Consider the following 12,818-nt stretch of genomic DNA (forward strand, 5'->3'; position numbering starts at 1 on the left):
ACTTAAACTTCAAACTTTTAAACAAAAAAATCATGTCAATATTAATATACGCAGAATCTGCAGAAGGAAAATTTAAAAAAGTTGCTTTTGAATTAGCTTCTTACGCTAAAAAAGTAGCCGAATCACTTGGAACAACTGTTACAGCTTTAACTATAAATACCAACGACGTAAGCGAATTATCAAAATACGGAGTTGATAAAGTTCTAAAAGTAAACAACGATAAGTTAGCTGGTTTTACGGCTAAAGCTTACGCTGATGTAATCAAACAAGCAGCTCAGAAAGAAGGAACAAAAGTAGTTTTACTTTCGTCTACAACAGACAGCATCTACCTTTCTTCGTTAGTAGCCGTATCATTGGAAGCTGGTTTTGCTTCAAATGTGGTTGGTTTACCGGTAAGCACTTCACCCTTTCAGGTAAAGAGAAATGCTTTCTCCAACAAAGCGTTCAATATTACACAAATCGATACGGATGTAAAAGTTCTTGGTCTTGCTAAAAACTCTTACGGAATTTTTGAAAGTGCAGGATCTGCAACCGAAGAAGATTTTAACCCTGCAATCGGTGATAACGACTTTGGTGTAAAAGTAGAATCTGTAGAAAAAGTATCCGGAAAAGTTTCTATCGCTGATGCTGATGTAGTAGTTTCCGGCGGACGTGGACTAAAAGGTCCGGAAAACTGGGGATTGGTAGAAGATTTAGCGGCTGTTTTAGGCGCTGCAACTGCCTGCTCTAAACCGGTTTCCGATTTAGGATGGAGACCTCACAGCGAGCACGTTGGACAAACAGGAAAGCCAGTGGCAACCAATCTTTACATTGCAATCGGAATCTCAGGAGCGATCCAGCATATTGCGGGTATTAACTCTTCAAAAGTAAAAGTAGTAATCAACAGTGATCCTGAAGCACCTTTCTTTAAAGTTGCCGATTATGGAGTTGTTGGAGATGCTTTTGAAATTGTACCGCAATTAATTGAGAAATTAAAAGCCTTTAAAGCACAACATTCTTAGAAATAAAATTCTCTGTAAAAATATAGCTGCCTAAAAATAAGATAATCGTATCTTTGTTTTAGGTAGCTTTTTTGTTCCATATTTTTTGATTAAAATTGCACCTTTATTTTCCAATCAAAAAAAGTATTAAAATGAGGCATTAATTGCCCTTTTTTACCCACATATATGAGTCTAGTAAAACTATCCATAAAAGGAATTTCATACAGTCAAACTCAAAATGGCGCTTATGCCCTTATTTTGAATGAAGTTGACGGCGAAAGAAAACTTCCGATTGTTATTGGTGCTTTTGAAGCCCAGTCGATTGCTATCGCCTTAGAAAAAGAAATAAAACCGCCCCGCCCGTTAACACACGATTTATTTAAAAATTTCGCGGAAAGATTTGACATTGTTGTAAAACAGGTTATCATCCACAAACTGGTCGATGGTGTTTTTTATTCCAGTTTAATTTGTGAAAGGGATAAAATCGAAGAAATCATCGATGCCAGAACCTCTGACGCTATTGCTTTAGCGTTGCGTTTTAATGCTCCTATTTTTACCTATAAAAACATTTTGGATAAAGCGGGAATTTATTTAAAATCAAATTCTGCAGAGACGGATCAGGGAGCGCAGGAAATAGATGATGTACTATCAAATCCGGAGACTTTCGGACGTGAAGAAGAAAGTAATCAGTCCGGCGATGTCTACGCAAAACACAGCTTACAGGAACTAAACGATCTTTTAGATCAGGCAGTCTCTCAGGAAGACTATGAAAAAGCAGCGAAAATCAGAGACGAGATCTCAAAAAGATAATTTTAAGGCTGAAAGCCATGAGCTTTACGCTATAAGCTAAAGCACAAAATATTAAAAACAAGCTGCAAGCATTAGGAAAAACCCTAAAGCTTAAAGCCCAAAGCTTAAAGCAATCATGAAGCAATACTTAGACTTGGTACAACATGTTTTAGAAAACGGTTGTCAAAAAGGAGACCGCACAGGAACAGGAACAAAGAGTGTTTTTGGATACCAGATGCGTTTTGATTTAAGTGAAGGTTTCCCAATGGTTACAACCAAAAAATTACACTTAAAATCCATAATCTACGAATTGCTTTGGTTTTTAAAAGGAGATACCAATATTGCTTATCTTCAGGAAAACGGAGTGAAAATCTGGGATGCGTGGGCAGATTCAAACGGAGATCTGGGACCTGTTTACGGACATCAGTGGCGTAACTGGAACAGCGAGGAAATCGACCAGATTTCTGAATTAATAACAGAATTAAAAACAAATCCGAACAGCAGGAGAATGCTCGTTTCTGCATGGAACCCTTCGGTTTTACCGGATACCAAAAAATCATTTGAAGAAAATGTAGCCAACAACAAAGCCGCATTGCCTCCCTGCCATGCCTTTTTTCAGTTTTACGTGACGAGTCCTGATACGGAAAAAGGGGAAACAAAAGGAAAATTATCGTGCCAGTTGTACCAACGAAGTGCTGATATCTTTTTGGGAGTTCCATTCAACATTGCTTCTTATGCGCTTTTAACCATTATGATTGCACAGGTTTGCGATTTGGAATACGGTGAATTCATTCACACTTTTGGAGATGCACATATTTACAACAACCATTTTGAGCAATTAGAATTACAATTGACCCGTGAACCAAAACCATTACCAAAAATGATTTTAAATCCGGAGATTAAAAACATTTTTGATTTCGATTATAATGATTTTACACTTTTAGATTATGAGCCACACGCTGGTATAAAAGGAAGTGTTGCTGTATAAATATAAAATCCGCTTTAAGGCGGATTTTTTTATACTACCAATACACTATTTTCACTTCCGGCAAAATCATTCCATTTATAGGAATCGGCTTCCGGTTCATTCACATAAGTTCCGTCAATTACGTATTTAAACTCGTAAATCGCATCTTTAACCAGGTCATAGGTCGCTTTAAAAGTTCCGTTTTTCAACTTACTTAAAGTTCCTTCCTGAGCGTTCCAGTTGTTAAAGTCTCCAACTACAGCTGCCGCACTGGCATCTTTAGCATCTATTGAAAACGTAACTTTACAAACTGGTTTCGTTTTCACAAATTGTTTTTTTAAAGCCATAACCATTTAATTTTTAGATTGATAGAACTAAATTACGCAAATTAACAGGAAGATTCTACACTCGGATAAACGATTTGTGATAATAGCAAAAAGCACAACTATTTTTAGCCGCATTCATAATTAATTCCCGCTTAAATTTTGAATTTCAGATTCTTAGCGCATTTAAAAGCAAATATTCTGTGCTCAAAATATTGTGCTTTCAAAATAAATTCTAACTTTATAATCTCATTATTTTTGAAATCTTATGGAAAAAGAAGTGCACGAGCAATATGAATATGCCAGAAGGAGGATCAGACAAAAGAAAATATTGTATTTTCATTTTGTGCTGTTTCTTTTAGGCAGTTTATTTTTATTTATTGCGAATCGATTTTTTGGATTTGGTACTACTAACACCAACAGCGTTACCGTTACCGACACTACTCAAAATTGGTGTATCTGGGCGATCACAATATGGTTTTTTATTTTTATCCTTCATTTTATAAAAGTTTATATTACGGATAGATTTATGAATAAAAACTGGGAAAGAGAGCAAATTGACCGACTTGTTGCCTTGCAGCAAAAAAGGATAAGCCAATTAGAATCAAGAATAGAAGAGAATACCGAAAATAAAATTTAGTTCAGCATACCATGATTATAATGATAGCAGCCGTTGCCGAAAACAATGCCCTTGGAAAAAACAATGAATTGGTCTGGCATTTGCCAAATGACTTCAGGAGATTCAAAGCATTAACTACAAACCATTATATTATAATGGGAAGAAAGACTTTTGAAAGTTTCCCAAAACCCTTACCAAACCGGACCCACGTGATTATAACCCGTCAAAAAGATTATAATCCGGAAGGCTGCATTGTTGTGGACAGTATTGAAAAAGCACTTGCGGCATGCCCTGCAGAGGAAGATTCCTATATTATTGGCGGAGGTGAAATTTATAATTTAGGTCTCCCATATGCCGACATCATTGAAATAACCAAAGTACATCATACTTTTGAGGCTGATACATTTTTTCCGAAAATCAACAAAAACGAATGGCAGTTGGTGGAGGCTGAGACGAATCTCAAAGATGAAAAACATCAATACGATTATACCTATGAAACTTACATTAGAAAATAATTTCCTTTTAAAGTTTTTAATAAAATATCATTTAGAATACTCATTTTTCAAAATTTAAATTTAGCTGCTCATTTTCTTTGGTATCGTTTAATTTTATCTCATAAACATATTTTTCACAAGTATTCTATCTTTTTGTTTTAGCTACTTGGTTCCTTTGCGGAATTATTTAATTTAGCCTCCGATTAAAAACTAAAAAATATCATGAAAAAATTACTTTATTTATTAAGTGCAATTATAGCAATATTAACATCTTGTTCCAGCGACAATGATACTGATTCACTTAATCAAGCACATATACCCTTATTACTAAAATATGTTATTACTAAAGATGGTAAGACGATTTACACGGGAGAAAATATTTACAATGGAAATAGAATCGTAAGCTTTAGTGACTCAAATGGAAACAAATCAAATTACACATATACTGGAGATCTAATCACAAAAATAGAAGACATTAATACTAAAGGAATGATAACTACAACTAGAGACTATAGTTACTCTAGCGGAAAGCTAGAATCAGTTTTATATAAATCCCCTTCTAGTAAAAATTTAAAAATAAAATACACTCATAATCAGGACGGTACGATATCTTACAAAAAATATCTCATTCAAGTATCAACAGGATCAGAAGAAGAAGAGGGTAGTACAGGAAAATACACTTTTAAAGATGGTAATTTAATAAAAACTGAAAGTTTCTATTATAATAGTCCTGAAGGCTTAACAATAAGCGAATATGATTCTAAAAATTCTTTTAATAAAAATATCCTAGGACTGAAACTATTACTAGATTACAGTTCAACTTCTATTAATAATTTAGTTAAACAAACTATTGTAACATTTTCAGACAACAATTCCACATCTATCATATCAACTTATGCTTTTACATATGACGCAAACGGTTACGCAACAGAAATGAAAACCTCAAAGAGTGACGGAGCCTCTGATACTACACAAACAATAAAATATTTCTATTAATTAAATCATTAAAATGAATTAGAATTTTCACAGAAACCTCATTTCATAAATTTAAGATAAAACACCAATTACAAGCTCCACTTACATTAAGAAATAAAAAAAACATCCTCAATTGAGGATGTTTTTGGCAAAAATTGATTTCTGGTTTTGGACTTTTCAAGAGTAGCATTGGATAGGAACAACAATTACCTGACGGGATTGTTATAACATTATTATTATTTTCTGAGAGCAAATCTCAAAAAAGCCTTTACTACCAAATACCACGAAGGCGTTAAAGGCTAGAAAATTAAAATTTCCAAAAACAAATTAATCCTAAGAACGTATTGCGCTTTAAAATTGAATATTGTCAACCAAAACAATATTTAAAAAACTACTACAAGAACAAACTACAGCCAGCGCAGAGGCATTCATTCGGTTTAAGTCACTAATCACCAGCAATCCGTAAAAATCTTAAACATTATCATATGACAAAATTGACTATAAAATCCTACATATACAATACCCACTTACCGTGATTTTTTTAAAATACCCCCTTTTAGGGATGGGTCAAAAAAAGAATCTTCAGCAAAAAATAGCTGTTTGTAAAAACATTTGATTTACAAATTAAAAAACTGAATTACAGTTAAAGAAGATTTGTATTATATTTGCGTAAATAAAAAAAATGTCTGAAAAAATAACTCCGTATAAAAACTCTACATTAGGCAAAAAAGAACAAGTTGCCCAGATGTTTGACACGATTTCCGGGAACTATGATAATTTAAACCGTGTAATTTCATTTGGTATTGATATTAAGTGGAGAAAAAAGGTATTGAAAATAGTTTCTGACACAAAACCAAAAATTATACTTGATATTGCAACAGGAACCGGCGATTTAGCTATTTTAATGGCACAGACGAATGCAGAAAAAATTATTGGTCTGGATATTTCGGCAGGAATGCTTGAAGTTGGAAAAAAGAAAGTAGACGAAAAAAAATTATCGAATGTTATTGAGTTGGTTTTAGGCGATTCTGAAAACATCCCTTTTGAAGATAATTATTTTGATGCCATAACCGTTAGTTTTGGAGTTCGGAACTTTGAAACCCTTGAAAAAGGTTTTGGTGAAATCTTAAGGGTTTTGAAACCAAACGGTGTATTTGTAATTCTTGAAACTTCGGTTCCGGACAAAACACCTTACAAACAAGGATATCGTTTTTACACCAAAAATATACTTCCATTAATAGGAAAACTGTTTTCAAAAGATAATTCAGCTTACGGATATTTGTCCGAATCTGCTGCTGCTTTTCCGTATGGAGAGGCCCTGAACAATATTTTACGAAAAATTGGGTTTATAGATGTTGTGGCTATGCCTCAAACTTTTGGAGTTGCAACCATTTATTCTGCTTCTAAAAAATAGTATGAAAAAAACAGTAATCTTAATTTTATTAGTCTTAACGACAAAAGGATATTCGCAATTTGCTAAAAATATGTTTAGCAAAGACCCTATTATTAATCTCGAAAACTGGCAAAAACAACGCCTGTATTTTGGTTATTATTTAGGTTTTAATAGTTTCGACTTTAAATTTGATTACAAAAACAAGGTACAGCAGGATATTCAGGTAAAAAAAACAACCGGTTTTAATGTTGGGGTTGTAGCCGATTTAAGATTGCAGGAATATATCAACCTGCGTTTTGAACCTGGTTTGTATTATACAAAACGTGATTTATATTATCCGCTTGAAAAGCAGGCTGATTATTTGCGAGAGGTAAGCAGTACCTACATTCACTTTCCTCTATTACTGAAATTTTCTGCTTTACGTACCGGAAATATTCGCCCCTATTTAGTGGGAGGGATGTCAACTACATTAAACCTTTCGAGTAATTCAAAATCTGTAGATGATAATCATGATCAGAAATTTAGGGTAAAACCCTGGACTGCGGCTTATGAACTTGGTTTTGGAATTGATATTTTCTCAGAGTATTTTATTTTCTCTCCTTCTATCAGAGGAATGTTTGGTATCACTGACGAATTAATCAGGGATAATCCGGCTAATGGCCCAAGTCCATGGACGGATAACATTGATTCCATGAAATCGAGAGCGATTTTAATAAATTTTACTTTTCATTAAAACAAAACCCTAACTATTTCGTTTAAATTCACTAAGAATAATTGCTGTTGCGGTGGCTACGTTTAAACTTTCCGTTTTTTGCAGTTCACCGAATCTTGGAATTGTGAGTCGGCTTGTAACCGTTTTTTCAATCTCTTCAGAAATACCATTGGCTTCATTACCCATGATAATGATCCCGTCTTGTGGCAAATTGGATTGATAAATGTTTTCTCCGTCCATAAAAGTTCCAAAAACAGGCAACTTTGTTTGCGTGATAAACGTTTTCATATCGACATAATTTACATTTACCCTGGTGATAGAACCCATCGTAGCTTGTACTACTTTCGGATTGTAAATATCAACGGTTTCTTTAGAGCAGATAATCTGCTTAATACCAAACCAGTCGCAAAGACGTAATATGGTCCCTAAATTTCCGGGATCACGAATGTCGTCCAGCGCCAGAATTAAACCGGTATCGGTAATTTTATTTTCAGAAGGCATTTTGAAAACCGCTAAACACGAATTCGGAGTTGCTAAAGCACTTATCTTTTTAAGTTCCTGCTCATTAATAAGCGTACGTTTTGAAGGCTGAACGGCCTCAAAATCATTTTGTGTGGTGTATAAATGTTCTAATTCAAAGTTGGATTGCAAGAGTTCCTGAATTACTTTTACCCCTTCGGCAAAAAATAATTGATTTGCTAAGCGTTGCTTTTTTTGATGTAAACCGGATATAAGCTTGATTTGGTTTTTACTAACCATAAAATAATGTACTTTTGAATTAAATATTTAATATCACTTGAAAAAGAATTCCACAAAAATACTAGCATTTATTCTAATAGCAATACTTATTTGCGCTTGTAATGCTGTAAAAAGAGTTCCGGACGGAAAAAGCCTTCTTACTAAAAACACTATTCTTGTAAATGGAAAGTCTACCAATGATGAAACTGCTTCCAACCAAATGTACCAAAAACCAAATGGTACTTTACTGGGATACAAATTACGTCTGAATTTATACAACTTAGCCAACTTAAATCCGGATTCTACGTATCAGGCAAAATTTAAAAACAATCCGGGCTTATATGAGCGACAGGCAAAAATATTATCTGCAAAACAAGTCGACCGTCTTGGACAGTCTTTTTTATACAAAGGAATTCACGAATTTTTGAAAAGTACCGGAGAACCACCGGTTATTATTGATACGACAAAAACAAAAAAATCTTTGCTGCGTTTGAAATTTTACTATTTCAACAATGGTTATTTTAATGTAAAAACCGATTATAATATTGACAGCGTAGGGCGCAAAAAAGCTAAAGTCAATTATAATATCACCACAGGCCCGGCTTTTCTTCTGGATTCCATCAGAACAAGTATTATGACTCCGGCCTTAGATTCGTTATATAAAACCAATAAAGAACCTTCCTTATTGAAATCGGGAAGTCAATATAAAACTTCGGATTTTGAGGATGAGAAAAACCGTATCACTACTTATTTCAGAAATCACGGTGCGTATTTCTTCCAGCCTACCTATGTAACTTATGACATTGATACGATTGGTAAAAAAAACAAAGCTGACGTTAATTTAATCATCAACAACAATAATATCCAGGAAAGAGATTCCAGCAGAACAGAGCCCTTTAAAATATATAAAATAAGTGATGTAAACATCTATACAGATTATTCACCGGCCAATTCAAAAACTCCGATCAAAGACAGTACGACGTACAACAACTTTAACCTGTACAGTTATAAAAAATTAAAATACAAACCGCGCGCCATTACAGATGCTGTTTTTATTTCAAAAGGAAGTACGTTTTCAGACACCAGAACAACGCTTTCGACACGATACTTAAACAATCTGAAGATTTTTAATTATCCGTCGATACAATATGAAGTGGACAAACGCGACCCATTGGGAGAATCGCTGATTGCGAATGTTTTTTTAACTCCCAGAAAAAAATACAGTTTCGGTGCGACTTTAGATTTTACCCATTCCAATATTCAGGATTTTGGAATCGGAGCCAGTGTTTCCGAGACTATCCGTAACGTTTTTAACAGGGCTGAAACTTTAGAGATTTCCGCGCGCGTAAATATTGGATCCTCAAAAGACATGGCCAATCCGAACAATAATTTCTTTAATGTTTCAGAATATGGTCTGGATATGAAATTAAATTTTCCGAGAATCTTATTGCCTTTCGGAACCGAAAAAATTATTCCGAAAAGAATGATTCCCTCCACAAGTATCTCTGCCGGTTTCTCTAAACAAAGGAACATTGGTCTTGATAAAGAAAATTTCACGGGAGGACTTGCTTACAATTGGTCTCCAAAGCGAAGCAACACTGCCAAACTCGAATTGCTGAATGCTCAATTTGTACGCAACTTAAATCCGGACAATTACTTCAATGTGTATACTTCTTCGTATAACGAACTGAATAATATCGCCAGCACTTACAACACAAAAGCTGAAAATCTGGACACCAGTAATAATCTGATCATCACAAAAGGAACCGCAGGTTTCACCGATGATGTTATAAATGGACGAACTTTGCTAACACCCGGCAGTCCGGACTACAAACAAGTTGAAAGTATTGAAGAACGAAGAGTTCGTCTGACCGAGAATGATTTTATTCTGGCCACCAGTTATACGTTCACCAAAACAACCAAAAAAGATCTGGCGGACAATACTTTTTATCAGTTTAAAACAAAAATAGAATCTGCAGGTACCTTACTGACAGCGGTTTCAAACATTGCTAAGTTGCCAAAAAACATCAGTGGTAATTACGAAATATTCAACTTAGAATATTCAGAATATATAAAAACCGAATTTGATTACATCAAGCACTGGGATTTTGGAAAAGAAAAAGTAATAGCCGTAAGGAGCTTTTTCGGAATCGCGATTCCATTTGGAAATTCAGATTATATTCCGTTCTCCCGAAGTTATTATTCCGGAGGTTCAAATGATAATCGTGCCTGGCAGCCGTATTCATTAGGTCCCGGAACTACCAATGCTTCCAACGACTTTAATGAGGCCAATATGAAAATTGCACTTAGTGCCGAATTTCGATTTAAGGTATTTGGAGATGTAAAAGGAGCTATCTTTGCAGATGCCGGAAATATCTGGAATGTGCTCGATAATGTCATCGATGAGAAAGCAAAATTCTCTGGCGTAAACGATTTAGCTGAAATTGCTTTGGGTTCCGGATTTGGATTACGTTACGATTTAAGCTTCTTTGTTATTCGTTTAGATTTAGGCTTCAAGACCTATAATCCGGCGCATGACGAAGGAAATCGTTGGTTCAGAGAATACAATTTTGGTCACTCGGTTTTAAATTTTGGAATAAATTATCCGTTCTAATGCTAATTAATTCTTATTTTTGCAACCTAAAAACTAAAAACAACTATAAAAAAATTACAATGGCACACAATATCAAACCAGGAGTAGCTACAGGAGATCAGGTTCAGGAGATTTTTAATTATGCGAAAGAAAAAGGATTTGCACTTCCGGCAGTAAATGTTACGGGATCAAGTACTATTAATGGAGTTCTTGAAACTGCAGCGAAACTTAATGCACCGGTTATCATTCAATTTTCAAACGGTGGAGCACAATTTAACGCTGGTAAAGGTTTATCTAATGCAGGTGAAAAATCAGCTATCGCTGGTGGAATCGCAGGAGCAAAACATATTCATACTTTGGCAGAAGCTTACGGAGCAACTGTAATTTTACACACTGACCACTGTGCCAAAAAATTATTGCCTTGGATTGATGGTTTATTAGATGCTTCTGAAAAACATTTTGCAGAAACAGGAAAACCATTATTCAGTTCTCACATGATCGATTTGTCTGAGGAGCCAATCGAAGAAAACATCGAGATCTGTAAAGAATATTTGGCAAGAATGAGCAAAATGGGAATGACATTGGAAATCGAGCTTGGAATTACAGGTGGAGAAGAAGATGGCGTTGACAACTCTGATGTTGACAGCTCAAAATTATATACACAACCGGAAGAAGTAGCTTATGCTTACGAAGAATTATCTAAAATAAGCCCTAAATTTACAATTGCAGCAGCTTTTGGTAACGTTCACGGGGTTTACAAACCAGGAAACGTAAAATTGACTCCGAAAATCTTAAAAAATTCTCAGGATTTCGTTCAGAACAAATTCAACACGGGTCATAATCCGGTAGATTTCGTTTTCCACGGAGGTTCAGGTTCTACATTGGAAGAAATCAGAGAAGGAATTAGCTACGGAGTAATCAAAATGAATATTGATACTGATTTACAATTTGCATATACAGAAGGAATTCGTGATTATATGGTTAAAAACATTGACTATTTAAAAACACAAATCGGTAACCCGGAAGGTGCTGAAGCTCCTAACAAAAAATATTATGACCCAAGAAGATGGGTACGTGAAAGCGAAGTAACATTCAATACAAGATTGGAGCAGGCTTTTGCAGACTTAAACAATGTGAATACACTATAAGTAAAAGTTTAAAGTTTCAGGTTTCAGGTTTCGCAACTTTAAACTTTAAACCTGAAACAACAAAAACAATAAATATGGCTTGGTTTAAAAGACAGGAAAAAGGGATTACGACCGCTACTGAAGATAAGATGGACGTTCCGAAAGGATTGTGGTACAAATCTCCGACCGGAAAAATTATTGATGCTGACGAATTAGCAAGAAACTTATTTGTTAGTCCTGAAGATGATTTTCACGTTAGAATTGGAAGCGCAACCTACTTTGAGATTTTATTTGACAACAATGAGTTTGTTGAATTAGATAAAAACATGACTTCTAAAGATCCCCTGCATTTTGTGGATACAAAAAAATATGCAGAAAGGCTGAAAGATGTAATGGAGAAAACCCATCTTAAAGACGCTGTGCGTACCGGAGTGGGAAAATCTAAAGGAAAAGAACTGGTAATCTGCTGTATGGATTTCGCCTTTATTGGTGGATCTATGGGAGCTGTTGTAGGGGAGAAAATCGCAAGAGGAATTAATCACGCGATCAAAAACAATTTGCCTTTTGTCATGATTTCAAAATCAGGAGGAGCCCGTATGATGGAAGCGGCTTATTCGTTAATGCAGTTGGCTAAAACCTCTGTAAAACTGGCACAGCTTGCAGAAGCAGGATTACCGTATATCTCTTTATGTACAGATCCTACAACGGGAGGAACTACTGCCTCTTACGCCATGTTGGGAGATATTAATATTTCTGAGCCGGGTGCTTTAATTGGTTTTGCAGGTCCGCGTGTGGTTCGTGATACTACAGGAAAAGATTTACCGGAAGGTTTTCAAACCGCCGAGTTTCTTTTAGAACACGGTTTCCTTGACTTTATTACGCCAAGAAAAGATTTAAAGGATAAGATCAACTTGTATATCGATTTAATTCAAAATAATAACATCAGATAGTTTCTAAAAACTTCTAAAATACCCAACCCGACAGCCTTAAAACTGTCGGGTTTCTTTTTTGTAAAAAAAATTAAAGCTACATTTTATTTGTAGCTTTTTTTTTATAAATTAGCCACCTATATACCCCTATAAAGCCTAATTTGTAATTTATAAAACTA

At 34.9% G+C, this 12,818-nt stretch carries 13 protein-coding genes; 11 read left to right on the forward strand and 2 right to left on the reverse strand.

The window, feature by feature from the left end; genetic code table 11:
* Positions 1-32 precede the first annotated feature (32 nt).
* The 3 genes from EV142_RS01350 (at position 33) to EV142_RS01360 (ending at position 2,757) form a co-directional block, all read left to right on the forward strand.
* Complete coding sequence (locus EV142_RS01350; protein ID WP_132031981.1) at positions 33-1,001, forward strand: electron transfer flavoprotein subunit alpha/FixB family protein; 969 nt, start codon at positions 33-35, stop codon at positions 999-1,001.
* Positions 1,002-1,166: 165 nt separating this feature from the next.
* Positions 1,167-1,790: a bifunctional nuclease family protein gene (locus EV142_RS01355; protein ID WP_127337866.1), complete on the forward strand. Its 624-nt coding sequence runs from the start codon at positions 1,167-1,169 to the stop codon at positions 1,788-1,790.
* Positions 1,791-1,905: 115 nt separating this feature from the next.
* The gene (locus EV142_RS01360; RefSeq protein WP_132031983.1) at positions 1,906-2,757 is read left to right on the forward strand and encodes a thymidylate synthase; all 852 of its coding nucleotides are present in this window, start codon (positions 1,906-1,908) and stop codon (positions 2,755-2,757) included.
* Positions 2,758-2,786: 29 nt separating this feature from the next.
* On the opposite strand, the gene EV142_RS01365 is transcribed toward EV142_RS01360, so the two are convergent.
* Positions 2,787-3,083, reverse strand: coding sequence for an isoamylase early set domain-containing protein (locus EV142_RS01365; protein WP_132031985.1), 297 nt, complete (start codon positions 3,081-3,083; stop codon positions 2,787-2,789).
* Between the two features lie 244 nt (positions 3,084-3,327).
* Between EV142_RS01365 and EV142_RS01370 the strand changes: the two genes are divergently transcribed.
* From EV142_RS01370 to porT, 5 genes are all read left to right on the forward strand, one after another.
* Positions 3,328-3,699 (forward strand): 2TM domain-containing protein, encoded by a 372-nt coding sequence (locus EV142_RS01370; protein WP_132031987.1) that lies wholly within the window; start codon positions 3,328-3,330, stop codon positions 3,697-3,699.
* An 11-nt stretch (positions 3,700-3,710) separates the two neighbouring features.
* The gene (locus EV142_RS01375) at positions 3,711-4,193 is read left to right on the forward strand and encodes a dihydrofolate reductase (protein ID WP_132031989.1); all 483 of its coding nucleotides are present in this window, start codon (positions 3,711-3,713) and stop codon (positions 4,191-4,193) included.
* A 201-nt stretch (positions 4,194-4,394) separates the two neighbouring features.
* Entirely contained in the window at positions 4,395-5,168 is a 774-nt protein-coding gene (locus EV142_RS01380) for a hypothetical protein (RefSeq protein WP_132031991.1), read from the forward strand.
* A gap of 661 nt (positions 5,169-5,829) precedes the next feature.
* The gene (gene ubiE, locus EV142_RS01385) at positions 5,830-6,561 is read left to right on the forward strand and encodes a bifunctional demethylmenaquinone methyltransferase/2-methoxy-6-polyprenyl-1,4-benzoquinol methylase UbiE (protein ID WP_132031993.1); all 732 of its coding nucleotides are present in this window, start codon (positions 5,830-5,832) and stop codon (positions 6,559-6,561) included.
* A gap of 1 nt (position 6,562) precedes the next feature.
* A complete protein-coding gene (porT, locus tag EV142_RS01390; RefSeq protein WP_132031995.1) occupies positions 6,563-7,273 on the forward strand; it encodes a type IX secretion/gliding motility protein PorT/SprT in 711 nt (236 codons plus the stop codon).
* Between the two features lie 9 nt (positions 7,274-7,282).
* On the opposite strand, the gene EV142_RS01395 is transcribed toward porT, so the two are convergent.
* Complete coding sequence (locus EV142_RS01395) at positions 7,283-8,011, reverse strand: TrmH family RNA methyltransferase (RefSeq protein ID WP_132031997.1); 729 nt, start codon at positions 8,009-8,011, stop codon at positions 7,283-7,285.
* Positions 8,012-8,048: 37 nt separating this feature from the next.
* Between EV142_RS01395 and tamL the strand changes: the two genes are divergently transcribed.
* From tamL to accD, 3 genes are all read left to right on the forward strand, one after another.
* A complete protein-coding gene (gene tamL / locus EV142_RS01400) occupies positions 8,049-10,604 on the forward strand; it encodes a translocation and assembly module lipoprotein TamL (RefSeq protein ID WP_132031999.1) in 2,556 nt (851 codons plus the stop codon).
* 59 nt (positions 10,605-10,663) lie between these two features.
* Entirely contained in the window at positions 10,664-11,731 is a 1,068-nt protein-coding gene (gene fbaA, locus EV142_RS01405; RefSeq protein WP_132032001.1) for a class II fructose-bisphosphate aldolase, read from the forward strand.
* Between the two features lie 74 nt (positions 11,732-11,805).
* On the forward strand, positions 11,806-12,660 hold the full coding sequence (gene accD / locus EV142_RS01410) for an acetyl-CoA carboxylase, carboxyltransferase subunit beta (protein WP_132032003.1): 855 nt from the start codon (positions 11,806-11,808) through the stop codon (positions 12,658-12,660).
* The last annotated feature ends 158 nt before the right edge of the window (positions 12,661-12,818 follow it).

Origin of the sequence: Flavobacterium circumlabens, from assembly GCF_004345565.1 — a bacterium.
GTDB classification, from domain to species: domain Bacteria; phylum Bacteroidota; class Bacteroidia; order Flavobacteriales; family Flavobacteriaceae; genus Flavobacterium; species Flavobacterium circumlabens.